At 69.9% G+C, this 22,697-nt stretch carries 22 protein-coding genes, 1 tRNA gene and 1 riboswitch; of the genes, 17 read left to right on the top strand and 6 right to left on the bottom strand.

The window, feature by feature from the left end; all coding sequences use genetic code 11:
• The first annotated feature begins 19 nt into the window (after positions 1 to 19).
• The 8 genes from ABZT02_RS15675 to ABZT02_RS15640 all read left to right on the top strand — a co-directional run bounded on the left by ABZT02_RS15675 (position 20) and on the right by ABZT02_RS15640 (position 9,078).
• Positions 20 to 1,006 carry a transglycosylase family protein gene (locus ABZT02_RS15675; RefSeq protein WP_356018190.1) on the top strand — a complete coding sequence of 329 codons (987 nt, stop codon included), beginning with the start codon at positions 20 to 22 and terminating at the stop codon, positions 1,004 to 1,006.
• A 205-nt stretch (positions 1,007 to 1,211) separates the two neighbouring features.
• A riboswitch (cyclic di-AMP (ydaO/yuaA leader) is annotated at positions 1,212 to 1,379 on the top strand.
• 3 nt (positions 1,380 to 1,382) lie between these two features.
• Positions 1,383 to 2,078 (top strand): transglycosylase family protein, encoded by a 696-nt coding sequence (locus tag ABZT02_RS15670; RefSeq protein WP_356018188.1) that lies wholly within the window; start codon positions 1,383 to 1,385, stop codon positions 2,076 to 2,078.
• Positions 2,079 to 2,372: 294 nt separating this feature from the next.
• Positions 2,373 to 3,659 (top strand): phosphopyruvate hydratase, encoded by a 1,287-nt coding sequence (gene eno, locus ABZT02_RS15665; RefSeq protein WP_356018638.1) that lies wholly within the window; start codon positions 2,373 to 2,375, stop codon positions 3,657 to 3,659.
• A gap of 101 nt (positions 3,660 to 3,760) precedes the next feature.
• A complete protein-coding gene (locus tag ABZT02_RS15660) occupies positions 3,761 to 4,237 on the top strand; it encodes a septum formation initiator family protein (RefSeq protein WP_356018185.1) in 477 nt (158 codons plus the stop codon).
• 38 nt (positions 4,238 to 4,275) lie between these two features.
• Positions 4,276 to 4,812 carry a DUF501 domain-containing protein gene (locus tag ABZT02_RS15655; RefSeq protein ID WP_355747053.1) on the top strand — a complete coding sequence of 179 codons (537 nt, stop codon included), beginning with the start codon at positions 4,276 to 4,278 and terminating at the stop codon, positions 4,810 to 4,812.
• The gene (locus ABZT02_RS15650) at positions 4,809 to 5,750 is read left to right on the top strand and encodes a Ppx/GppA phosphatase family protein (RefSeq protein ID WP_356018183.1); all 942 of its coding nucleotides are present in this window, start codon (positions 4,809 to 4,811) and stop codon (positions 5,748 to 5,750) included. Before ABZT02_RS15655 ends, ABZT02_RS15650 begins: the two co-directional genes overlap by 4 nt.
• A 431-nt stretch (positions 5,751 to 6,181) precedes the next feature.
• Positions 6,182 to 7,558, top strand: a complete 1,377-nt coding sequence (locus tag ABZT02_RS15645; protein WP_356018180.1) for an NAD(P)/FAD-dependent oxidoreductase — start codon at positions 6,182 to 6,184, stop codon at positions 7,556 to 7,558.
• A gap of 221 nt (positions 7,559 to 7,779) precedes the next feature.
• Complete coding sequence (locus ABZT02_RS15640) at positions 7,780 to 9,078, top strand: class I SAM-dependent methyltransferase (protein WP_356018637.1); 1,299 nt, start codon at positions 7,780 to 7,782, stop codon at positions 9,076 to 9,078.
• A 339-nt stretch (positions 9,079 to 9,417) separates the two neighbouring features.
• Here the strand turns inward: ABZT02_RS15640 and ABZT02_RS15635 are convergent, their stop codons facing one another.
• Positions 9,418 to 11,946: an FtsX-like permease family protein gene (locus ABZT02_RS15635; RefSeq protein WP_356018178.1), complete on the bottom strand. Its 2,529-nt coding sequence runs from the start codon at positions 11,944 to 11,946 to the stop codon at positions 9,418 to 9,420.
• Positions 11,946 to 12,716 (bottom strand): ABC transporter ATP-binding protein, encoded by a 771-nt coding sequence (locus ABZT02_RS15630; protein ID WP_356018175.1) that lies wholly within the window; start codon positions 12,714 to 12,716, stop codon positions 11,946 to 11,948. Before ABZT02_RS15630 ends, ABZT02_RS15635 begins: the two co-directional genes overlap by 1 nt.
• Before the next feature lie 390 nt (positions 12,717 to 13,106).
• Between ABZT02_RS15630 and ABZT02_RS15625 the strand changes: the two genes are divergently transcribed.
• Both ABZT02_RS15625 and ABZT02_RS15620 read left to right on the top strand, forming a co-directional pair.
• Positions 13,107 to 13,190 (top strand) — tRNA-Leu (locus tag ABZT02_RS15625).
• Between the two features lie 75 nt (positions 13,191 to 13,265).
• Positions 13,266 to 13,493, top strand: a complete 228-nt coding sequence (locus ABZT02_RS15620) for a hypothetical protein (protein WP_356018173.1) — start codon at positions 13,266 to 13,268, stop codon at positions 13,491 to 13,493.
• A gap of 34 nt (positions 13,494 to 13,527) precedes the next feature.
• On the opposite strand, the gene ABZT02_RS15615 is transcribed toward ABZT02_RS15620, so the two are convergent.
• Both ABZT02_RS15615 and ABZT02_RS15610 read right to left on the bottom strand, forming a co-directional pair.
• Positions 13,528 to 13,788: a hypothetical protein gene (locus ABZT02_RS15615; protein ID WP_356018171.1), complete on the bottom strand. Its 261-nt coding sequence runs from the start codon at positions 13,786 to 13,788 to the stop codon at positions 13,528 to 13,530.
• 199 nt (positions 13,789 to 13,987) lie between these two features.
• Entirely contained in the window at positions 13,988 to 14,392 is a 405-nt protein-coding gene (locus tag ABZT02_RS15610) for a helix-turn-helix transcriptional regulator (protein WP_356018168.1), read from the bottom strand.
• 232 nt (positions 14,393 to 14,624) lie between these two features.
• Between ABZT02_RS15610 and ABZT02_RS15605 the strand changes: the two genes are divergently transcribed.
• The 6 genes from ABZT02_RS15605 (at position 14,625) to ABZT02_RS15580 (ending at position 20,931) form a co-directional block, all read left to right on the top strand.
• Complete coding sequence (locus ABZT02_RS15605) at positions 14,625 to 14,840, top strand: hypothetical protein (RefSeq protein WP_352388241.1); 216 nt, start codon at positions 14,625 to 14,627, stop codon at positions 14,838 to 14,840.
• A 52-nt stretch (positions 14,841 to 14,892) separates the two neighbouring features.
• A complete protein-coding gene (locus ABZT02_RS15600; protein ID WP_007382551.1) occupies positions 14,893 to 15,111 on the top strand; it encodes a hypothetical protein in 219 nt (72 codons plus the stop codon).
• A gap of 107 nt (positions 15,112 to 15,218) precedes the next feature.
• The gene (locus ABZT02_RS15595; protein ID WP_356018165.1) at positions 15,219 to 17,153 is read left to right on the top strand and encodes a hypothetical protein; all 1,935 of its coding nucleotides are present in this window, start codon (positions 15,219 to 15,221) and stop codon (positions 17,151 to 17,153) included.
• Between the two features lie 717 nt (positions 17,154 to 17,870).
• Complete coding sequence (locus tag ABZT02_RS15590; RefSeq protein ID WP_356018163.1) at positions 17,871 to 18,545, top strand: hypothetical protein; 675 nt, start codon at positions 17,871 to 17,873, stop codon at positions 18,543 to 18,545.
• A 172-nt stretch (positions 18,546 to 18,717) separates the two neighbouring features.
• Positions 18,718 to 19,893 (top strand): 4-hydroxybenzoate 3-monooxygenase, encoded by a 1,176-nt coding sequence (locus tag ABZT02_RS15585; protein WP_356018161.1) that lies wholly within the window; start codon positions 18,718 to 18,720, stop codon positions 19,891 to 19,893.
• A 147-nt stretch (positions 19,894 to 20,040) separates the two neighbouring features.
• Complete coding sequence (locus ABZT02_RS15580; RefSeq protein WP_356018159.1) at positions 20,041 to 20,931, top strand: Bax inhibitor-1/YccA family protein; 891 nt, start codon at positions 20,041 to 20,043, stop codon at positions 20,929 to 20,931.
• Positions 20,932 to 20,996: 65 nt separating this feature from the next.
• Here the strand turns inward: ABZT02_RS15580 and ABZT02_RS15575 are convergent, their stop codons facing one another.
• Positions 20,997 to 21,227, bottom strand: a complete 231-nt coding sequence (locus ABZT02_RS15575) for a DUF4287 domain-containing protein (RefSeq protein ID WP_007382546.1) — start codon at positions 21,225 to 21,227, stop codon at positions 20,997 to 20,999.
• Between the two features lie 104 nt (positions 21,228 to 21,331).
• Here ABZT02_RS15575 and ABZT02_RS15570 point away from each other — a divergent pair, with 104 nt between their 5' ends.
• Complete coding sequence (locus tag ABZT02_RS15570) at positions 21,332 to 21,643, top strand: hypothetical protein (RefSeq protein WP_355747087.1); 312 nt, start codon at positions 21,332 to 21,334, stop codon at positions 21,641 to 21,643.
• A 3-nt stretch (positions 21,644 to 21,646) separates the two neighbouring features.
• Here ABZT02_RS15570 and ABZT02_RS15565 read toward each other — a convergent pair whose 3' ends face one another.
• Complete coding sequence (locus tag ABZT02_RS15565; RefSeq protein ID WP_356018636.1) at positions 21,647 to 22,429, bottom strand: hypothetical protein; 783 nt, start codon at positions 22,427 to 22,429, stop codon at positions 21,647 to 21,649.
• Positions 22,430 to 22,697 lie beyond the last annotated feature (268 nt).

Below are 22,697 nucleotides of genomic sequence, written 5' to 3'. Positions count from 1 at the left end.
TCTCGGGAAAGGTCCCTCCATGCTCTCCGGGAACGGTCGTCACCGTCGCCCCCGTCAGGCTCCGGCTCTCCTCGTGGCAGCCGGTGTGACGGGATCCGCCATCGCGATCCCACTGCTCGGAGCGACCGGGGCGAGTGCCGCCACCGGCACCACCTGGGACCACGTCGCGGAGTGCGAGAGCGGCGGCTCCTGGAGCGCGAACGACGGCAACGGCTACTACGGCGGCCTGCAGATGTCCCAGGAGAACTGGGAGAAGTACGGCGGCCTCGAATACGCCGAGACCGCGGACCTGGCCAGCCGCAGCCAGCAGATAGCCGTGGCCGAGAAGCTCCTCGACGACCAGGGCATCGCCGCGTGGCCGACCTGCGGTCTGCTCGGCGGTCTCAGCAAGGACTCGAGTTCGGCGGACGTCGACACGGGCGTCGGGAGCGGTACGCCCTCGGCCTCGGCTTCCGGCTCGTCCGCCACATCCGACTCGTCTGGTTCGTCCGGTTCCTCCAACTCCTCGGGCTCCGAGGAGTCTTCCGGTCTGCTCGACGCACTGGACGGTTCGTCCGCGACGCCCTCGCCGTCGGCCACTCCCTCCGGCGACGACGACGGTGCCGCCAAGTCGGACAAAAAGAACTCTTCGGAATCCAAGGACTCCGCCACGAAGGACGCGCGGCCTTCCGGCAGCTCGCCCGTGGTGAGCCCGGAAGAGGGCGAAGCGGACAAGTCGTGGCAGGAGGGTAGCTCTTCGGCCCTCGTGGACGTCGGCGCCCTGGGTTCCGGCAAGCATCGCGGCGGCAGCGCCGAGGAAAGTGCGACGAAGAGCACGGCCTCGCCCTCGGCCGGCCGGCACGCCGCCACCTACACCGTCCAGGAGGGCGACTCCCTCGTCTCCATCGCCGACTCCCTTGGCCTCGACGGCGGATGGCGTGCCCTCTATGCCGAGAACAAGGACCGTATCGGGGCCGACCCGAGCAACATCGTCGCCGGTCAGACGCTCGACACAGGGGCTGAATAGGGCCGAAAAGGCCTGAAAAGCAGCGGGAGTTCACGTCACACTTCGCACTGAATGTCCACTTTGGTGAAAGTGTGGGATGAGTCTCAGAAGCCCTGATCGTCTTTGAAATTCCGCCGATCGCGTGTCTACGGTCGTGACCGCTCGGCAACCCGAGCCCCGTCTGTCGCAACGCCGAATCCTGCCAGCGGCCGTACGGGAACAGTCGTCGCGTCAAGCGCCGTAGGCAGGAGCGGGGGACCCAAGGTAAGTGCCGGACCCAGCAGTTCACGCTGGACCGGCTTGGGGTTAAGTCGCGCACCGCGAGGTGTGCGACCGGGCAACTCAACCGGCCCGAACCCGACAGCTCACCTCGCAGGCGTCGGTGAGGGGATCCACCATGCTGTTTTCCGGCAAGGGCAAGCACCGCCGTCCGTCCAAGGCCACCCGCGCCGCCGCGCTCGCCGGTGTCACCGGTGTCGCCATCGCCGCCCCGCTGATGGCGGCCGGCAACGCCTCCGCCGCCACCGCCTCCGAGTGGGACACCGTCGCCCAGTGCGAGTCCGGCGGCAACTGGTCCATCAACACCGGTAACGGCTACTACGGCGGCCTGCAGTTCTCGGCCTCCACCTGGGCCGCGTACGGCGGCACGCAGTACGCCGCGCAGGCCAACCAGGCCAGCAAGTCGCAGCAGATCGCCGTCGCCGAGAAGGTCCTCGCCTCCCAGGGCAAGGGTGCCTGGCCGGTCTGCGGCACGGGCCTGTCCAGCGCCGGCTACAACGGCGGCAGCAGCTCGTCCTCCTCCAGCTCGAACTCCAGCTCCTCGAACTCGGGCACCAGCACCCGTTCGACCGACGAGCAGAGCGCCTCGCGTTCGACCGACCGTCCGGCCGCCAAGAAGACCGTCACCACCCCGACCGGCAAGAAGGTCAAGAAGGGCGACGGCGAGTACAAGGTCGTCAAGGGTGACACCCTCAGCTCGATCGCCGAGAAGCACAAGGTCAAGGGCGGCTGGCAGAAGCTGTTCAAGCTGAACAAGGACATCATCGACGATGCCGACTTCATCTTCCCGGGCCAGCAGCTGCACCTGAAGTAAGGCCCAGCTGAACCACAGGGCCCTCACAGCCGTGTCCTTCAGGATGAAGGCCTCGTGAGGGTCCCCCCCCGTCCCCACGGGCTCCCCGCTCCGGTGCGTGTTCCCCCGTACGCACCGGGGCGGGGTTTTTTCATGGGCCGCTGCGGGGGCGTCTTTGTTCAGTTCAGAAACAATTTACTCTCGGTTCTGTCCAGGGGGCGGTCCACACGGTGGCCGATCCCCCGGAGCCGGTTAGGCTCGGACTCGCAGAACCCACCGCGGTCCCGGCGGACCGTGTCACATCCCAAGAAGGAGATGCTCGTGCCGTCCATCGACGTCGTCGTAGCCCGGGAAATCCTGGACTCCCGAGGCAACCCCACGGTCGAGGTCGAGGTCGGCCTCGACGACGGCAGCACCGGTCGTGCCGCCGTTCCCTCCGGCGCCTCCACGGGCGCCTTCGAGGCCATCGAGCTGCGCGACGGTGACCCGAACCGCTACCACGGCAAGGGTGTCGAGAAGGCCGTCCTGGCCGTCATCGAGCAGATCGGCCCGGAGCTGGTCGGCTACGACGCCACCGAGCAGCGCCTGATCGACCAGGCGATGTTCGACCTGGACGCCACCGACAACAAGGGCTCGCTCGGCGCCAACGCCATTCTCGGCGTCTCCCTGGCCGTCGCCCACGCCGCCTCCGAGGCCAGCGACCTCCCGCTCTTCCGCTACCTGGGCGGCCCGAACGCGCACCTGCTGCCGGTGCCGATGATGAACATCCTGAACGGCGGCTCGCACGCCGACTCCAACGTGGACATCCAGGAGTTCATGATCGCCCCGATCGGCGCGGAGTCCTTCTCCGAGGCGCTGCGCTGGGGCACCGAGGTCTACCACACCCTCAAGAAGGTCCTGAAGAGCAAGGGCCTGTCCACCGGCCTCGGCGACGAGGGCGGCTTCGCGCCGAACCTGGAGTCCAACCGCGCCGCCCTGGACCTCATCCTCGAGGCGATCAAGGAAGCCGGTTACATCCCCGGCGAGCAGGTCGCCCTGGCGCTCGACGTCGCCGCCTCCGAGTTCTACAAGGACGGCAAGTACCAGTTCGAGGGCAAGGACCGCTCGGCCGCCGAGATGACGGAGTACTACGAGGAGCTCGTGGCGGCCTACCCGCTCGTCTCCATCGAGGACCCGCTGTTCGAGGACGACTGGGCCGGCTGGAAGGTCCTCACGGACAAGCTCGGCGACAAGGTGCAGATCGTCGGCGACGACCTGTTCGTCACCAACCCGGAGCGCCTGGCCCGCGGCATCGAGGACGGCGCCGCGAACGCGCTGCTCGTCAAGGTGAACCAGATCGGCTCGCTGACCGAGACCCTCGACGCCGTCGAGCTCGCCCAGCGCAGCGGCTTCAAGTGCATGATGTCCCACCGCTCCGGCGAGACCGAGGACGTCACCATCGCCGACCTGGCCGTCGCCACCAACTGCGGCCAGATCAAGACCGGCGCCCCGGCCCGCTCCGAGCGCGTCGCCAAGTACAACCAGCTCCTGCGCATCGAGGAGATCCTCGACGACGCCGCGGTGTACGCCGGCCGCAGCGCGTTCCCGCGCTTCAAGGGCTGACCCCGGCAGGGCTAAGCCTTAGCCAGTCGTACGTACGTCCCCGTACCGGTCCCGTACCGTGTGCGGGGACGTACGTACGTAGAAGGGGAGGCGGAGAGCCGATGGCCGTGAAGGACCGGGACCGTTTCTCCACCACGACCAGGATCAGGCTGCTCGGTGAGCAGACCGCGGCCCGTGTCTACCGCTCCCAGACCAAACGGCAGGCCCGCCGCTCCCGGCTGACCGGCCGGGCCGCGCTGCTCGCCCTCGTGCTGTGCACGCTGGTGGTGGCGCTGGCGTACCCGATAAGGCAGTACGTCTCCCAGCGCGCCGAGATCGCCGATCTCCAGCGGGAGAAGGCGCGGGCCGCCGAGCGGGTCGAGAAACTGCGCGACCTCAAGGCGCGCTGGCAGGACGACGCGTACGCGGAGCAGCAGATCCGGCAGCGGCTGCACTACGTCATGCCGGGGGAGACGGGCTTCATCGTCGTCGACCCCGACGCGGCGAAGAAGTCCCGCACCGACCTGGGCGCGGCCGACCGCCCCTGGTACGCCAACGTCTGGGACGGCGTCGACAAGTCCGACGCCTCCGAGCAGTGACACGACCTCAAGACCTCAAGACCCAGAGAAAGACAGGCATGGAAACGCCTCCGCCCTCCACTCCGCGCACCGAGCCGACCGACGCGGATGTCGAGGCCTTCAAGCAGCAGCTCGGGCGGCCGCCGCGCGGGCTGCGGGCGATCGCGCACCGGTGCCCGTGCGGGCAGCCGGACGTCGTGGAGACCGCGCCCCGGCTGCCGGACGGCACGCCCTTCCCGACGACGTACTACCTGACGTGCCCGCGCGCCGCCTCGGCGATCGGCACGCTGGAGGCGAACGGCGTCATGAAGGAGATGACGGAGCGGCTGCAGACCGATCCGGAGCTCGCCGCCGCGTACCGGGCCGCGCACGAGGACTACCTCGCGCGCCGGGACGCCATCGAGGTCCTGGAGGGCTTCCCGAGCGCGGGCGGCATGCCGGACCGGGTGAAGTGCCTGCACGTCCTGGTCGGCCACTCGCTGGCCGCCGGACCGGGCGTCAACCCGCTGGGCGACGAGGCGATCGCGATGCTGCCGGAGTGGTGGCGCAAGGGCGCGTGCGTGACGCTCCCCGAGCAGAAGGAGGGCGACCGGTGACCCGCGTCGCCGCCGTCGACTGCGGTACGAACTCGATCCGGCTCCTCGTCGCGGACTGTGACCCGCAGACCGGTGAACTGGTCGAGCTGGACCGGCGTATGACCATCGTGCGGCTCGGGCAGGGGGTCGACCGGACCGGGCGGCTCGCGCCCGAGGCGCTGGAGCGGACCTTCGCCGCGTGCCGGGAGTACGCGGCGGTCGTCAAGGAGCACGGCGCCGAGCGGCTGCGGTTCGTCGCCACCTCAGCCTCCCGGGACGCCGAGAACCGGGACGAGTTCGTGCGTGGGGTGATGGACATCCTCGGGGTCGAGCCCGAGGTCATCTCCGGGGACCAGGAGGCCGAGTTCTCCTTCACCGGGGCGACCAGGGAACTCACCGGCAGCGACCACCTCGCCAAGCCCTACCTCGTGGTGGACATCGGCGGCGGTTCGACGGAGTTCGTCGTGGGCGACGACCAGGTGCGCGCCGCACGCTCCGTGGACGTTGGCTGTGTGCGGATGACCGAGCGGCACCTGGTCCGGGACGGGGCCGTCAGCGACCCGCCGACCGACGCCCAGATCGCCGCGATGCGGGCCGACATCGAGGCCGCTCTCGACCTCGCCGAGAAGACCGTCCCGCTGCGCGAGGCGCGCACGCTGGTGGGGCTCGCCGGGTCCGTCACCACCGTGTCGGCGATCGCGCAGGAGCTACCGGAGTACGACTCGCAGGCCATCCACCACTCCCGGGTCTCCCGGGAGCGCGTCCGCGAGATCACCGACTGGCTGCTGCGCTCCACCCACGCCGAGCGCGCGGCCGTGCCCTCCATGCATCCGGGGCGCGTGGACGTCATCGGCGCCGGGGCCCTCGTCCTCCTCACGATCATGGAGCGGATCGGCGCCGAGGAGGTCGTCGTGAGCGAGCACGACATCCTCGACGGCATCGCGTGGTCCGTCGCATAGGGCCTGCGGGCACCTCTGCTGAGCAGGCAGAACAACGAATGAGCGCGTCCGGGGGGCCCTTCGGGGCCCCTCTTTGACGTGGCGTCGAGAAACTTCGTGAAGTTCTTCACAAGGAATTTGGTCCTGTGGGACGGCGAATGTGGTCCGGTTGACCCTTCCGGGGGCTCAACACCCGTGTGAACACGTTCAAAACGGTGGGTTGCGGACCTCGGGTGAGGGCTGGGGGAGGTGCCCGCGAGGTCCCCTCACGGGGCACCTTTCGGCGCAGAGAGGCAGCTCACGCGGCATTGACAACGGGTCGCCAGGTACCGTGGTTCCCGTTCCGCGCCATGACTTGGATCACGCGAGCGGCGGAGGATAACACACCCTCTGCAAGAGCTTGTGAAGGGGCGCACGAGCGACCCCCCTGGGGCAGGTGGATACTCGATGGCATGAGCACCACGGAGCGTCCCAGGATCCTCGTAGTAGGCGGTGGGTACGTAGGCCTGTACGCAGCTCGGCGCATTCTCAAGAAGATGCGCTACGGCGAGGCGACCGTCACGGTCGTCGACCCCCGGTCGTACATGACCTACCAGCCCTTCCTCCCCGAAACCGCCGCCGGCAACATCTCCCCGCGCCACGTCGTCGTCCCGCTGCGACGCGTGCTGCCGAAGGCGGAGGTGCTCACCGGCCGGGTCACCACCATCGACCAGGACCGCAAGGTCGCCACGATCGCCCCGCTGGTCGGCGAGGCGTACGAGCTGCCCTTCGACTACCTGGTGATCGCGCTCGGCGCGGTCTCCCGCACCTTCCCGATCCCCGGCCTCGCCGAGCAGGGCATCGGCATGAAGGGCATCGAGGAGGCCATCGGCCTGCGCAACCACGTGCTGGAGCAGCTCGACAAGGCCGACTCCACGACCGACGAGGAGATCCGCCGCAAGGCGCTCACCTTCGTGTTCATCGGCGGTGGCTTCGCGGGTGCGGAGACCATCGGCGAGGTCGAGGACATGGCCCGCGACGCGGCCAAGTACTACACCAACGTCTCGCGCGAGGACATGCGGTTCATCCTCGTCGACGCCGCCGACAAGATCCTTCCCGAGGTCGGCCCCAAGCTCGGCCAGTACGGCAAGGAGCACCTGGAGAGCCGGGGCGTGGAGATCTACCTCTCCACCTCGATGGACTCCTGCGTCGACGGCCACGTGGTCCTCAAGAACGGCCTGGAGGTCGACTCCAGCACCATCGTGTGGACCGCCGGCGTCAAGCCGAACCCGGTCCTTTCCCGCTACGGCCTTCCGCTGGGCCCGCGCGGTCACGTGGACACCGCCCCGACCCTCCAGGTCCAGGGCACCGACTACATCTGGGCCGCCGGCGACAACGCCCAGGTCCCGGACGTCGCCGCCCGCAAGGCCGGCGTGGAGAACGCCTGGTGCCCGCCGAACGCCCAGCACGCGCTGCGCCAGGCACGGGTCCTCGGCGACAACGTGATCTCCGGGCTGCGGGGCTTCCCGCAGAAGGAGTACAGCCACTCCAACAAGGGTGCTGTGGCGGGTCTCGGCCTGCACAAGGGCGTGGCGATGATCGTCATGGGCAAGATGAAGATCAAGCTCAAGGGCCGTCTCGCCTGGTACATGCACCGCGGCTACCACGGTCTGGCCATGCCGACCTGGAACCGCAAGATCCGCGTCTTCGCCGACTGGACCCTCGGCATGTTCCTCAAGCGCGAGGTCGTCTCCCTCGGCGCCATGGAGAACCCGCGCGAGGAGTTCTACGAGGCCGCGCGCCCCGTGCCGGCCGCCGAGCCGAAGAAGACCGAGGCGAAGGCCTCCTGACCGGCTCCGGTCACCCGACCGGTTCCGGTCGCTGATCCACCCCGAAGGACCTCCCGCCATCCGTGGTGCGGGAGGTCCTTCGGCGTTCCCGCACCCGGCGGATGTACATGGTTGCTACATGTGTTTTGCCCGGACGTGACCCGCCGAAGGGAGTGCTCCCCGGCATGCCGCTGTTTACCAAGGTGGACAATTCCGGGATCCTCGTCACGGAGGTGTGCGTCATGGCAGATGCCGCGCTGCGGCTCAGGGACCTCTTCGCACAGTTGCTTGGGGTGCCGCTACCGTTACGGATCCGCGCCTGGGACGGCTCGGAGGCCGGGCCGCCCGACGCGCCCGCGCTGGTCGTGCGCAACCGGCGTGCCGTGCGCCGGCTGCTGTTCAAGCCGGGCGAACTGGGGCTGGCCCGCGCGTGGGTCGCGGGAGACCTGGACATCGACGGCGACCTCTACACCGCCCTCGGCCTGATCTCGGGGCTCGTCTGGGAGCGCGGGGAGGACGACAGGACGCTGTTCCAGGCCCTGCGCGAACCCGAGGTGCGCTCCGCCGTACGCCGACTCGTCGCCCTCGCCGGACCGCCGCTGCCGCCCGCCCCGCCGCCCGAGGAGATCCGCCGGGCCCGCGGCCACCTGCACACCAGGCGCAGCGACAAGCGGGCCATCAGCCACCACTACGACGTCGGCAACGGCTTCTACGAGATCGTCCTCGGACCGTCGATGGTGTACTCGTGCGCCTACTGGCAGGCCCCCGAGCCCGAGGGCACCCTGGAGAACGCCCAGCGCGACAAGCTCGACCTCGTCTGCCGCAAGCTCGGCCTGACAGCCGGGCACAGACTCCTCGACGTCGGCTGCGGCTGGGGCTCGTTGGCCATCCACGCCGCCCGCGAGTACGGCGTGAGCGTCGTCGGCATCACCCTCTCCCAGGAGCAGGCGGCCTACGCCCGCAAGCGCGTCGCCGACGAAGGGCTCACCGACCGCGTCGAGATCCGGGTGCAGGACTACCGGGACGTCACCGACGGGCCGTACGACGCGATCTCCTCCATCGGCATGGCCGAACACGTCGGCGCCGAACGGTACTTGGAGTACGCCGAGGACCTGTTCAAGCTCCTGAGGCCCGGCGGGCGGCTGCTCAACCACCAGATCGCCCGGCGCCCGCAGCGCGACGAGTCGGCGTACGACCTCGACGGGTTCATCGACGCCTACGTCTTCCCCGACGGCGAACTCGCCCCCCTCGGCACCACCGTGACCATGCTGGAGCGGGCCGGGTTCGAGGTCCGGGACGTCGAGTCGATCCGCGAGCACTACGCCCACACCCTGCGCCGCTGGGTCACCAACCTGGAGGCCCAGTGGCAGCGCGCGATCCGGATCGCCGGCCCCGGGCGGTCCCGCGTATGGCTGCTGTACATGGCCGCCTGCGCCCTCGCCTTCGAACGCAACCGCATCGGCGTCAACCAGGTCCTCGCCGTCAGGACCCCCGAGTCCGGGGCCTCCGGGCTGCCCCTGAGGTCCCGCACCTGGCACTGACTGCTTGAGTGAGCCGCCGGTGCCGCCGTCGGCCCATGGGTACGGCACAGCGGCCGTGGTGACCGGCGTGGACCGGTTCAGCCCCGGTCCGCTCCTGCAACCGCCGGGCGAGGCGATCCTGCGGGCGGCGGGTTGGAATTCCGATGGGGGAGCTCGACCGCTACCTCGCTTACCTCGCTGCCTGGCCGCTCGACGCTGCTCGGGATCGGCGCGCACCTCGGCCGCGGAACCGGTCGTCCGGCGGGCTTGGCGTGAGCCGGAAGGTTCAGATGTGGCGGGGGCGCCGGGCATGAAGAAGGGGCCCGCCACCCCCCGTGACGGGCCCCGACTGCCGTACGCCTACTCCGCCTTGATGGCGGACAGCATGTTCATGCGGGCCGCCCGGCGGGCCGGCCACAGCGCGGCGAGGATGCCGACCGTCGCCGCGAGCAGCAGGAACACCGCCATCCGGGCCCAGGGCAGGACGAGTTCGTACGTCGCCATCTTCGTGCCGAGCAGCTCACCGGCCGCCCAGCCGAAGAAGACGCCCAGTCCGATGCCGAGGACTCCGCCGAACAGGGAGATGACCAGGGACTCCAGACGGACCATCCGCTTGATGCCCTTGCGGTCCAGGCCGATCGCGCGGAGCATGCCGATCTCCTGGGAGCGCTCGAAGACCGACATGGCCAGGGTGTTGATGACCCCGAGGACCGCGACGATCACCGCCATGGCCAGGAGGCCGTAGAGCATGTTCAGCATCAGCGTGAACATCTGCGCGATGGACTCGGAGAGGTCCTTCTTGTCCTGGACCTTGATGGCCGGGTTGGTGCCGAGGGCCTTCTCCAGCTTGTCCTTGGTCGCGTCCGAGGCGCCGTCGGACGTCTTCAGCATGACCTGCATGTCGGACAGGTCGCTCAGGTGCGGGTTGAGCGTGGCGGTGTCGAGCATGATGCCGCTGATCAGGTCGTTGCCCTCGTAGACCCCGGCGACCGTGAGCCGCTGCGCCTTGCCGTCCTCGTAGTGCACGGTGAAGGCCGAACCGGCTTTCCAGCCGCGGGACTTGGCGGTGTCCTGGTCCACGACGACCCGCGTGCCGCCGACCTCGAAGGTGCCGCTGTCGACCTTCAGGTCGGTCAGCTTCCCGATCGCGGGGCCGTTGACGCCGGTCAGGTACTCGGTCTCGCCGTCGATGCGGGAGGCCGCGTTGCGCAGCGGGCTGACGGCGGTGACGTCGTCGACCTTCGCCAGCTTCTTCTCGACGTCCGGCGAGAGCTCGTTGCCGTTCGCCATGGAGACGACGTAGTCCGCCTTGATGGCCGCCGACGCCATCTTGTCGATCGACTTCTGGAGACTGCCCGCCATCACCGTCATGCCGGTGATCAGGGTGAGGCCGATCATCAGCGCGGAGGCGGTGGCGGCCGTACGGCGCGGGTTGCGCACCGAGTTCTGGCGGGCCAGCTTCCCCGAGACGCCGAAGACGCGCAGGACCGGGGAGGCGGCCGCGATCAGCGGGCGGGACAGGAGGGGGGTGAGGATGAACACGCCGATGATCAGCAGGACCGCGCCCATGCCCATGGGGGCCTGGCCGTCCGAGCCGTCCATGGTCGTGGCCGCCAGGATGACGGCGACACCCGCCCCGCTGAACAGCGCCCCCAGCGTGTTGCGCAGCACCAGCGACTTGGTCGTCGCCTTCGCGTGCACGCTGCTCATCGCCGCGACCGGCGGGATCTTCGCCGCCCTGCGGCCCGGCAGCCAGGCCGCCAGCATGGTGATCAGGACACCGACCGCGAGCGCCACGCCGACCGTGCCGGGCGTGATGATCAGCGGCCCGGCCGGGACGGTCGCGCCGAGCGTGCCCATGAGGGACCTGAGCCCGGCACCGATGCCGATACCGGCCACGAGACCCGTCACCGCGGCGACCAGGCCGACCACGAACGCCTCGATCAGCACCGACCGGGTGACCTGCCGGCGGGACGCGCCGACCGCCCGCAGCAGGGCCAGCTCCTTGGTGCGCTGGGCGACCAACATGGTGAAGGTGTTGGCGATGATGAAGGTGCCGACGAACAGCGCGATGCCGGCGAAGACCAGCAGGCCCTGCTTGAGTCCGCTCATCGAGGAGGAGATCAGCCTGGCCTGGGAGTCGGCGAGTTCCTTGCCGGTCGTGGTCTCCACCCGGTCTGCCGGAAGCGCCTTGTCGAGAGCCGCCCGCAGCGCGGTCTGGGAGGTGCCGGGGGCCGCCTTCACGTCGATCTCGTCGTACGTCCCCGGCTTGCCGAACAGTTTCTGGGCGGTGGCCGTGTCGAAGAGGGCGAGGCTGCCGCCGGCGGCGACGTTGCCGTCGTCGGTGGTGAAGATGCCGGTGACGACGGGCTTCAGGACCGGGCCGTCGACCGAGAGGCGCACGGTGTCGCCGACCTTGTAGCCGGCCCGCTTCGCGGTCTCGGAGTCGATCGCGACCTGGTTCGCGCCGTGCGGTGCGGTGCCCACGGCGAGCGGGTACCGGGGGTCCTTGTTCCCGTAGTAGTTGCCGCCCTGCGACTGGAAGCCGCCGCCGATGAGCTTGCCGTCCTTGTCGGCGATGGCGGTGAAGCCGCTCACGACGCCGATGGTGTTCGAGGCGCCCGGGACCTCGGCGCTCTTCTCGAGCAGAGCCTGGGTCAGCTCGTGGCTCTTGCCGATCGTGTTGCCCTTGTCCTCCTCGGACTCGGCGGTGACGGCCACGTCGACCTGGCCGAAGCCCTTGGCCGAACTCTTCTGGTAGGCCTCGGAGATGGTGTTGGTGAAGACCAGCGTGCCGGACACGAACGCCACACCGAGCATCACGGCGAGCACGGTCATCAGCAGTCTGGCCTTGTGCGCGAGTACGTTGCGCAGGGCGGTGCGGAACATCAGGAGGTGCGGCCCTTCGCGTCGAACTGCTTCATGAAGTCGAGGACGCTGTCGGCGGTGGGCTTGTACATCTCGTCCATGATCCGCCCGTCCGCCAGGAACACCACCCGGTCCGCGTACGCCGCGGCCACCGGGTCGTGGGTCACCATGACGACCGTCTGCCCCAGCTCCCGTACGGAGTTGCGCAGGAAGCCCAGGACCTCGGCGCCGGAGCGCGAGTCGAGGTTTCCGGTCGGCTCGTCACCGAAGATGATGTCGGGCCTGGACGCCAGTGCCCGGGCGACGGCGACGCGCTGCTGCTGGCCGCCGGAGAGCTGGGCGGGGCGGTGGCTGAGCCGGTCGCGCAGCCCGACCATCCGGATGACCGAGTCCAGCCACTCCTTGTCCGGCTTGCGGCCCGCGATGTCCATCGGGAGGGTGATGTTCTCCAGGGCCGTCAGGGTCGGCAGCAGGTTGAACGCCTGGAAGATGAAGCCGATCTTGTCCCGCCGCAGCTTGGTCAGCTGCTTGTCCTTCAGGGAGCCCAGCTCGGTGTCGCCGATGCGCACCGAACCGGAGGAGAAGGTGTCGAGGCCGGCCACGCAGTGCATCAGCGTGGACTTGCCGGAGCCGGAGGGGCCCATGATCGCGGTGAACTCGGCCTGCCGGAATTCGACGGTGACCCGGTCCAGGGCGACCACCTGGGTCTCGCCCTGTCCGTAGATCTTCGACAGATCCGTGGCGCGTGCGGCCACGGTGGTGGCCCGGCCGGCGACTGGTGTGGTGGTCACGGGATGGAACTCCTAGCGGGACGACGTCGTTGCAGGACGTCTTCCATCGTGGTCGCCGGAGCCCGTCGTGTAGTCAGCCGCAGTTCTGGTTCCGAAGGCAGACTTCGGAGGGACCGCGCCGCTCGGTGTCATACCTGGGGATGACGGCCGCCCCTGATCCGGGCAAGTGCAGAGAACAGGTGGAGCGTCCTTGTTCTGGCGGTGAAATTCCGTCATTCCGCATGCGCGGCCGGGTGTCCCACGTAAGGCTATTGGCAAGTGCGGATGGCGTGTTCCATGGTCTGATGCACCCTCAGACGTCAATAAAATAAGACAACATCGGTCCGCCCGTCCGCTGTTCGGGGGATGCATCCCGATAGGCTCGGGACCTCGACGCGGAGCCCATGGCCTGCCCGGATGGTGGAATGCAGACACGGCGAGCTTAAACCTCGCTGCCCCTTCGCGGGCGTGCCGGTTCAAGTCCGGCTCCGGGCACTTTTCCGCGTTGCTGTTTCTGGCGTTCGGTCGCACGGGGCAGCGAGGGCGGGACTCGTTTCTCCCGCCCCGCCCTTGCCCTTTCAGCGGCGCAGCTCGATCACCGTGATCTCCGGCTCGGCGCCGACCCGTACCGGCGGGCCGAAGAATCAGCGCGCGATGGCCGCCCTCGGCTGCCCCCACGAGGCCGCGGAGCACCACCGCGAAACCCTGCGCACCGCCCGGGGCATCCCTTTCCACCGGGCGGAGCAGCACGCCCCGGCGGGTCTTCGCACCCCCGTCTTCGTACCGTGCCGGGTGTGACGCGCGCCCGCGCGGTGTCCTGTGCCATGGGCCGTCACCCCTCGTAGACAGTCAGGACGGCGCCGTCGATCTCGATCCGGCGGCCCGCCCGCAGGCCGCGGCGGCGCAGTGTTCTCAGACAGGCGTGGAACAGCGGCAGCTCGTCCGCGTCCAGGATGGCGGCGGCCAGTTCCACGAGTTCGGAGACCGACTTCTCGGTCAGTACGTCGGGCAGCTCGCCGGAGAGCAGGACGACCGATTCACCGGCGGGCCCGCGGACCACGGCTGTGGCCGGGCCGCCATGCACGAACAACACATTCCCCCCTGGGAGCCCGGAGTCGTGTCGCTGTCGCTCCTCGGGCAGGACGAGAGAGTAGCGGGGGGAGTGCGGCACTTTCGGCCACAGTCGAGTTCTTTTTCCGACTGCACGGAAGAGTGAACATTCGCGGTCGTGGACCGCCGGGACCGGCTTCCGGACGGTCACTTCCTTGGCCAGGGGTCGGTTCGGCGGACGGTCACTTCTTCGGTGCGCGAGGCGTGGAACGGTCCAGCAGGGACTCCACGAGCGCGGTCACATGGCGGCGGTCGTCGGCCGAGAGCTTCTGGAGGCTGGCGATGAGGAGGTCCACCTCGGGGTCGGCCGGGCGGGCGGTGCCCTCGGAGTCCTGGCCGGCCGGTGAGCCGTACACGTGGATGCCGCAGGCCTCCGCGGCGGCGCGGCGGACCGTGTCCAACGGGAGTTCCAGGCCCTTGGACAGCCCCTCCAGGGTCGTCGCCTGGGGCATCCGGACGACGCGGTCGGTGGTCGCCAGGTGGTGGACGGTGGAGCGCGGGACGCCACCGCGGCGCGCCACCTCGCCGTAGGACCAGCCCTTGCGGTCCAGGCGCTCACGGATCAACTGCTGGAGTGCGTTGGCCACGGGTGGGTCACTTCCTGCTCGCCGCTCGGCGGAACCGTCCATGTCGGGGCCGATTCTACGGGCGGCCCCACCCGCCGCCGAAAGGGTGATTCCCCGAACGGGTTGCGCAGTGGCCCCGCGAGGCCCTAGTGTCCAATCTCGTTGGACAGAACGTCCGACCAAGTTGGACAGAGTGTGGGGGGAACCTGACTCGGTCCGACCGGAAATGCCCATCCCTGAGGGGGAATTGATCATGATGGACGCTCACGAGCTCGAGGCCGAGTCCGCGGAACTGCTGCCCGGCCGGGAGGCCCTCGGTCGTCTGAAGTTCAGCTTCAACAAGACGACCAACGTCACCAAGCACATCGCCAACGTCGAGGCCCACAACTCGTCCCTGGCCGTCAACGACCACTCCCTGGCGTCGGCCGCCGCCTCCCAGGCCGGCCAGAACATCACCGTCACCCAGTAACGCCCGCGCACCACCTCGAACCCGATCCACATCACCTGAAAGGACGTCCGTCATGAGCATGGACATGCACGAGCTGGAGACCGAGTCCGCCGAGCTGCTGCCGGGCCGGGAGGCCCTCGGTCGTCTGAAGTTCAGCTTCAACAAGACGACCAACGTCACCAAGCACATCGCCAACATCCAGGCGGACAACCAGTCCGCGGCGCTCAACGACCACTCCTCGTACTCGGTCGCCGAGTCGCAGGCCTCGCAGTCGATCGTCGTCAAGCAGTAGCACCGGCGTGACCACGGCCGTCGGGGTGGGCCGCCCGTACAGCGGTGCGGTCCACCCCGACGGCCATGCGAGGGGGGAAACGGGGCGGACGTGGGGGGAGACCACATATGACAGTGCTCGGAGACGGGCCCCCGACGCTGTACGACCCCGGCCCGGTGCCCGGGCCGGGCGGCTGGCCGGTGACCTACGAGCAGGTGGCGACGGGCAGCCTGCCGGTCGTCGAACAGCGGCTCGTGCCCCGGCTGAGCGCGGGACTGCGACTGCACGGGGAGTACCAGGGGTCGGGCTTCACCGAGCCCAAGTACATCGCCCGTCGGGGGGACGGGCAGGTCGTGCAGCTGTCGCGGCTGCTGTACCTCGTGGCGTCGTCCGTCGACGGCGAACGTGACACCGAGTCGATCGCCCACCGGGTGAGCGCGAGATTCGGCCGCGAGGTCAGCGGGGACAACATCCGCTTCCTGGTGGAGAAGAAGCTCGAACCCCTCGGTGTGACGGTCCCCGAGGGCCAGGAGAGCGACGAGGTCGACGCACCGCGCTCCGACCTGCTGCTCGCCCTCAAGGGCCATCGGATCATCTTCGACGAGCGGCGCACGGCACGGATCGCGCGGATGTTCGCGTGGCTGCACCGGCCGGTCGTGGTCGCGGCCGTGCTGCTCGCGACCGTGGCCATGGACGTATGGCTGTTCGGCTTCTTCGGGGCGATCGAGCCGGTCCTGGAGGTCCTCGACCAGCCGGTGCTGATCCTGATCGTCTTCGGCCTGACCGTGGCCTCGCTCGTCTTCCACGAGTTCGGCCACGCCTCGGCGTGCAGTTACGGCGGCGCCCGGCCCGGGTGCATCGGCTGCGGGATCTTCCTGATCTGGCCGTCGATGTACACCGACGTGACGGACGTGTACCGGATCGGACGCGGCGGGCGGATCAGGACCGACCTGGGCGGGGTCTACTTCAACGTGGTGTTCATGCTCGGCATGGCCGGGCTGTACTTCGCCACGGGGGAGCCGTTCTTCCTGGCCGCGGTGTATCTCGGGCACTTCGAGATCCTCGAACAGCTGATGCCGGCGGTGCGCCTCGACGGCTACTACATCCTGGGCGACCTCGCCGGGGTCCCGGACCTCTACGGCAAGATCAAGCCGATCCTGCTCGGTCTGGTGCCGGGAAGGAAGGGACGGGCCGCGCGGAAAGAGGTCGCCGGGCTGAAGAAGTCGGCGCGGACCATCGTGGCCGCGTGGGTGCTCACCATGGTGCCGCTGATCATCGGCGAGATGGGCTACGCGCTGTGGAACCTGCCCAGGATCATCGCCACTATGACCCGGTCCATGGTCGAGCAGTTCTCCGGCACCGGGGCGGCCTTCGCGGACGGCGAGGTCGTCGAGGGGCTCGTCGGGGTGCTGGGCTGCCTGATGCTGCTGATCCCGATGGGCGGTGTCGTCTACCTCACCGTGAAGATCGGGGGGCGGATCTGGCGGGCCGCGAAGCGGTCCACGGCAGGGCGGCCCCGGTTGCGGGTGGCGCTGTGCGCGGTGGTCCTCGCCGGGCTGGCGGGCCTCAGTTACGCATGGACGTCCGGACTGACGCCCCAGCCGCTCCCGAAGAAGCCGCCCATCGCGCCGATCCTCCAGCCCGGGGTGTCGACGGAGGAAGCACAGCCCCGACAGGCCACGATCCCGGACGGCGACGCGTCCACCGCGGACGACGGCCCGGCGGACAACCCGTCAGGCCCCGGCCCCGGCGCGGTCCCACCGTCGGCGGCGGGCGGCTCACCGGGCTCCGACGCCCCGTCCGCCGGCACCTCCGCCGCCTCGGCGTCCGCCTCCCCGGCACCGTCGGCGGCATCGCCGGGCGCGGCGACCGGGGGCACCTCCCGTGGACCGGCGTCCCCGGCCCAGGGCACCTCTGCGGGCCCGGATCCGTCCTCTCCTGGCACGGGTGAGGGCTCGTCGAGCCCACCACCCCCGTCCCCGATCCCGTCGGAGAGCATCCCACCGTCCCCGGCAGACACCCCTTCCCCGGCACCGGCCAGCGGATCACCTGGGGCGTCCTGAGTGGGTGCGGCGGTGCGGGCGGGACCGCCGGCGGCTTCCGGCCCAGGACGCCGGTGCGGGCGGGACAGCCGCACCGGCTTCCGGCCCAGGACGGTGAGGCCGGGAGAGGAACGGGGCGCCCACCGGGATTCCGGCTCCGGGGCCCCGGCCCCTACGCGGCCACCCGCGTGGCGGGCGGACTCGGCGGCCGGGGTGGGGTGTCGGCTCCCGTCCCGCAGGCCGGTAAGCGGTCGGCCCTTGCCAGGGGCCGGCAGTCGGCTCCCATCCGGCGATCCGGTGTGTGGTCCGTCCTCGCCGGGGGTCGGTGGTCGGTCCTCGTGGCAGGGGGCCGGTGGTCGGTCCCGGCCGGCGAGTTGGTGGTCGGTTCTCGTCGGGAAGGCCGGTCCCGCCGGGGGCGATGGTCAGCCTTCATCGCGGGGGCCGGTGGTCGGTCCCGCCGGGGCCGGCACATGGTCCGTCGTCGTCGGCGGCGGCCTGGCCACATGGGCGACGGCTGTCCCGGGGACCAGCACGCGGTCCTCCACGCCAGGGACAGCCAGGCGGTCCTACGCGCCGGAGACAGCCACGCGGTTCTACGCGCCGGGACCGACACCCGGTCCCCGCCCCGCGGACCACCGCCCCGTCCCGTCGCGATGAGGCACCGGCGGCCGGCTCCGAGTCGGTCGCCTCTCCGTCACTCCCCACATCCGTACTGATCCATCCATCCAAGGAGACCCCTTGAGCAGCCACCGAAAACCCCGTACCTCAACTCCCTTCACCCGGCGTGCCGTTCGCGTGGGACTGTTCGCCGCCGGTGTCGCCGGTGTGGCGACCGCCGTGCCGGCGCAGGCGGCCACCGGCGGGGTCGCCAAGGTCGCCGTCGCGTCGGACCATGTCTTCAGCCACGCCGACCGCCGCGACCACACCGAGGAGAAGGACTCGTTCACCGTCCGGCAGTTCGGCAAGGTGACCGCCGCCTCCGTGCGCAACCAGGCCAACGCGGTCTCGTCGGGCTGCACCGCCGACGACGACTGCCGTTCGGTCGCGCTGTCCTTCCAGATCGTCACCGTCGCGGGCGAGCACACCCGCCTGAACGCCGTGAACCTCAGCGACGCCGCCAACAAGAGCTGCACCGGCTGCCAGACCCTGGCCGGCGCCTACCAGTTCGTGGTCTCCACGCCCACCCCGCTCACCCTCGACTCCGCCCACCGCCGCCAACTCGCCGACATCCACCGCCGACTGGACGCCCTGACCCGCTCCGACGTCCCCGCGACCGACCTGCGCACCCGGGCCGACGCGCTCGCCGCCGAGGTCAACACCGTCCTCCAGGACGCCGTGGCCGACGCCCCCAAGGGGGACGCGCAGGAGGACGTCACCATGCGCCGCCACCTGGACGGCTGGCCCAGCCGCTGACCCGGCCGGCCGTCCGGCCCGCGGCAACCACCCGTGGGCCGGACGGCCGCGCGGACCGTTGACATCGGCAGACCCTCGGCGCAGACTCGGCCCAGTTGAGTGAAATAAACTTCACCACGCGAACACGAGCTATTGCGCGCGCCAGCCACAAGGTCTCCGAAGGGAACGCCCGATGCGCACCACCGTCGGCATCATCGGAGCCGGCCCCGCCGGCCTCCTCCTCGCCCGGCTCCTCCACAACGCCGGCATCGACTCGGTCGTCCTGGAGAGCCGCGACCGCGCCTACGTCGAGCACCGCCAGCGCGCCGGGATCCTGGAGCAGGGCACCGTCGACGTACTGCGCGCGGCCGGCGCCGGCGAGCGCATGGACCGCGAGGGACTCCCGCACGACGGCATCGAGCTGCGCTACGACAGAAAGCGCCACCGCGTCGACTTCCCCGCCCTCACCGGCGGCCGGTCCGTGACGGTCTACGCCCAGACCGAGGTCTGCAAGGACCTCATCGCCCTCCAGCTCAAGGACGGCGGCCCGCTGCTGTTCGAGGCGGAGGCCCTGGCCGTCGAGGGGGCGGACGGAGACAGCCCGCGGATCCGCTTCCGGCACGAGGGGCGCGAGGACGTCCTGGAGTGCGCGTACGTCGTCGGCTGCGACGGCTTCTGGGGCGTCGCGAGGAAGGCGATCCCCGCCGAACTGACCAAGGTGTTCGAGCGGACGTACCCCTTCGCCTGGCTCGGCATCCTCGCCGACGTCCCGCCCTCCCACGACGAACTCGTCTACGCCCGCCACGACCGCGGCTTCGCCCTGCTGTCCATGCGCTCCCCGTCCGTCTCCCGCCTCTACCTCCAGGTCCCCGAGGGCACCGACGTCGAGAGCTGGGGCGACGAGGAGATCTGGGACGAGCTGGAGCGCCGCTTCGAGACGGACGACGACTGGAGGCTCGACAGGGGACCGATCACCCAGAAGTCCGTCACCCCCATGCGCTCCTACGTCCACGAGCCCATGCGCCACGGCCGTCTCTTCCTCGCCGGTGACGCGGCACACATCGTCCCGCCCACCGGCGCCAAGGGCCTGAACCTCGCCGTCGGCGACGTCGTGACCTTCGCGAGGGCGCTGACGTACCAGGAGGAGACCGGTTCGGCCGAGCGCCTCGACGCCTACTCCGAGACCTGCCTGCGGCGGGTGTGGCAGGCCGAACGGTTCTCGTACGACATGACGAGCCTGCTGCACCGGTCGCCCGACGCCACCGCCTTCGATGACCGGATGCAGCTGGCCCGGCTGGAGCGGATCGCCGGGTCGCGGGCCGCCGAGACCGACCTCGCCGAGGGGTACACCGGCTTCCCCTTCGACTGAGGCCCCTCCAGTGCCGGGAATCACGCGTGCGCGTAGCGTGTTGGCCGACACAACGAGGGAAGATCCTCCTCAAGCACTAGGGTCATTCCTTTGCCTACCCATTACTCTTGAGGCAAGGTCCACACACGGTGGCCACGGAGGAGTGAAATGAGGAGCAGCAACCCGGTCTTCTCGCGACGGGGGTTCAGCCGCGACAACGGCTACGCGGGCTTCAACACCGCGCCGCAGGCCGGGGGCGCAGCCGTAGGCACGCAGGGCAGCCCCTACGCGCAGCCGCAGGGCAACCCGTACGCGACCAACCCCTACGCCCAGGACCTGCAGCAGGGTGCGCCGCCGCAGGCCCCGGTGACCACCGGCCGGATGACGATGGACGACGTCGTCATGCGCACCGGCACCACGCTCGGCATCCTGATCGTGACGGCCGCGCTCGCCTGGGCGCTGCTGCCCGTCGACGACGCCAACATCGGCCGCTCGTACGGCATCGGTATCGGTGCCGCGGTGATCGGCATGGTCCTGGCGCTCGTGCAGTCCTTCAAGCGCACGGCCTCGCCCGCGCTGATCGTGTCGTACGCCGCGTTCGAGGGCGTGTTCCTCGGCGTCATCTCCAGCATCGTCGACAACCGCATCGCGAGCGGTGCGGCCATGCAGGCCGTGATCGGCACCCTGGCGGTCTTCGCCGCCGTACTCGTGGCGTACAAGGCCGGCTGGATCCGCGTCAACCGGCGGTTCTACGGCTTCGTGATGGCTGCCGCGCTCGGCTTCATGCTGCTGATGGTCGTCAACCTGCTGTTCGCCGTTTTCGGCGGCGGTGACGGCCTCGGCTTCCGCAGCGGCGGCCTCGGCATCCTGTTCGGCATCATCGGCGTCCTGCTCGGCGCGTGCTTCCTCGCCCTCGACTTCAAGCAGGTCGAGGACGGCATCGCCTACGGCGCCCCGCGCGAGGAGGCGTGGCTGGCCGCGTTCGGTCTCACGCTGACGCTGGTGTGGATCTACATGGAGTTCCTGCGACTCGTCGCGATCCTCAACAGCAGCGACTAGTCCCCGACGGTCGTACGGCGAAGGGCTCCCGGTTCCGACCGGGGGCCCTTCGGCATGTGCGCAGCTCAGAAGTACCTGCGCGCGGCCCTCCTCAGGTCGTACTCGTGGATGATCGCCTTGGCGTGGCCGTACGCGAGGTTGTGTTCGTGGCGGAGCCAGCTGACCTTTTCCTCGAAGCGGAAGAGGGCCGGGCCTTCGTCGACGGTGCGGAGCCAGTCGGACACTTCACGACCGGTGCAGTGGGGGATGCGGGCGAGCAGGTTGCGGTGGGTCTCCTCGGAGAGGACGTGGGACATCGGCGCCTCCGGACGCAAAGGGGATGTAAGCCGGTCCTTCAGGTCACCGTGCCTGAGCGTTCGCCTGTTGGCAACAGTCCCGGAGGGACGCGTACGGTTGCCCGGTGGCTGATACTTCGCGTCTGACCCGGGCTGTGGACCACTTCGCCGACCGTTTGCGGGCCGCGCCGCAGAGCCGGTTGCAACGGGGCGCCGCCGCCGAGGCGCTGGGCCTGGCCCGGGAGTTCGCCCGTCGGACGCAGGTTCTGGAGGAGCCGGGGACCGAGCTTCGCGAGATGCCGGACGCGGGGATGTTCGCCGCCGCCGACCAGATCACCGTGGCCGTGCACGACCTGGCCCTCGTCCTGACGGACGAGGGCCAGGTGGAAGAAGCGATGGAACTGGTCGCACAGGCCCAGCAGCGGGCCGGAGTCTGACACCTACAGAGACGCTATGACCCTGTCGGCCAGGATGTAGACGTTCTCCTCGCCGCACGCGAACGTCAGCGTGTACGCCCCCGAGACGCCCGAGCCGCCCAGCAGGACCGGGGTCTCGCCCGCGCGCAGGGCCGCCGCGAGGCGTTCGGCCGTCTCGCGGTGGCCCGGGGTCATGCAGAGGGTCGTTCCGTCGGCGAAGACGTAGACGTCAAGGGTGCCGAGGGGGCCGGGGCGGACGTCCGCCAGTTCGGTGCCGGACGCGGCCAGTTCCTCCAGGGTCGCCACCGTGCGTTCGTGGTCGCCCACGACCGGTGAACCGACCGGCACGAAGTCCGGGTGGGAGGGGTGGCGGCGCCGGGCCGCGGCCAGTTCTGGGCTGTCGCCGGCGAACTCGTCCGCGTCGGCCGAGGACTCCGACACCGGCTCCAACGGCTCCAAGCCCACGAAATCGGCCTGCCGGGGCATGAACAGCTCGCTGTCGGGCAGGCCGAGCAGCGAGGGCGCGTCGGAGGTGTCACGGGCCTCCTGGGCGGCCCAGAAGGCCCGCGCCTCGGCGAGCTCCCGCTCGCGCTCCTCGGCGAGGGCCTCGGCCACCGCGGCGCGTATCTCGTCGACGTCAGCGGCGGCACGGGCGGCCGGTACGAGACCCCGTACGGGCGCGGAGTTGTTCCTGGCGAGCTCGGTGTGCAGGGCGGCGACCTGTCGGCGCAGCACCATGAGGGTGCGCAGGACGGCGACGCCCACGGCGCCCGTGGCGGCCGTGGTGACCAGCAAGGCGATCGGCATGGCGCTCACTGACGTACTCCCGGTTCAAAGTCGACCCCCGACTTCCTACATCAGCTTGAAGGGCGGACTATCCAGCTGTCAGTGCGTAACGTCACGAAACGGACAGGTATTTGGACTCCGGATTTCGTGGTGATCCGCTCTGAGCTGCGCAAATCCCTTGGCGAAGGGAGATAGGTCACATCCTGGGGGAGATTGGATCACAAATCGGCCCAGAACCCTGGAGTTTCCACGGTTCTGGGCCAAAGAGTGACGCCGGGTCCCCGTACGG

It is taken from the genome of Streptomyces sp. NPDC005402, assembly GCF_040606575.1.
Lineage (GTDB): Bacteria > Actinomycetota > Actinomycetes > Streptomycetales > Streptomycetaceae > Streptomyces.
The sequence above is the reverse complement of the archived record's forward strand: the minus strand, read 5'-3'. Positions and strand labels throughout refer to the sequence as shown.

Bases quoted from the DNA above. Each gene is read 5' to 3' on its own strand.
- ABZT02_RS15670 (WP_356018188.1), top strand. From the start codon at position 1,383: ATGCTGTTTTCCGGCAAGGGCAAGCACCGCCGTCCGTCCAAGGCCACC.
- ABZT02_RS15660 (WP_356018185.1), top strand. From the start codon at position 3,761: ATGGCCGTGAAGGACCGGGACCGTTTCTCCACCACGACCAGGATCAGG.
- ABZT02_RS15580 (WP_356018159.1), top strand. From the start codon at position 20,041: ATGAGGAGCAGCAACCCGGTCTTCTCGCGACGGGGGTTCAGCCGCGAC.
- ABZT02_RS15565 (WP_356018636.1), bottom strand. From the start codon at position 22,429: ATGCCGATCGCCTTGCTGGTCACCACGGCCGCCACGGGCGCCGTGGGC.
- ABZT02_RS15635 (WP_356018178.1), bottom strand. From the start codon at position 11,946: ATGTTCCGCACCGCCCTGCGCAACGTACTCGCGCACAAGGCCAGACTG.
- ABZT02_RS15595 (WP_356018165.1), top strand. From the start codon at position 15,219: ATGACAGTGCTCGGAGACGGGCCCCCGACGCTGTACGACCCCGGCCCG.
- ABZT02_RS15575 (WP_007382546.1), bottom strand. From the start codon at position 21,227: ATGTCCCACGTCCTCTCCGAGGAGACCCACCGCAACCTGCTCGCCCGC.
- ABZT02_RS15645 (WP_356018180.1), top strand. From the start codon at position 6,182: ATGAGCACCACGGAGCGTCCCAGGATCCTCGTAGTAGGCGGTGGGTAC.
- ABZT02_RS15655 (WP_355747053.1), top strand. From the start codon at position 4,276: ATGGAAACGCCTCCGCCCTCCACTCCGCGCACCGAGCCGACCGACGCG.
- ABZT02_RS15600 (WP_007382551.1), top strand. From the start codon at position 14,893: ATGAGCATGGACATGCACGAGCTGGAGACCGAGTCCGCCGAGCTGCTG.
- eno (WP_356018638.1), top strand. From the start codon at position 2,373: ATGCTCGTGCCGTCCATCGACGTCGTCGTAGCCCGGGAAATCCTGGAC.
- ABZT02_RS15585 (WP_356018161.1), top strand. From the start codon at position 18,718: ATGCGCACCACCGTCGGCATCATCGGAGCCGGCCCCGCCGGCCTCCTC.
- ABZT02_RS15605 (WP_352388241.1), top strand. From the start codon at position 14,625: ATGATGGACGCTCACGAGCTCGAGGCCGAGTCCGCGGAACTGCTGCCC.
- ABZT02_RS15675 (WP_356018190.1), top strand. From the start codon at position 20: ATGCTCTCCGGGAACGGTCGTCACCGTCGCCCCCGTCAGGCTCCGGCT.
- ABZT02_RS15640 (WP_356018637.1), top strand. From the start codon at position 7,780: ATGGCAGATGCCGCGCTGCGGCTCAGGGACCTCTTCGCACAGTTGCTT.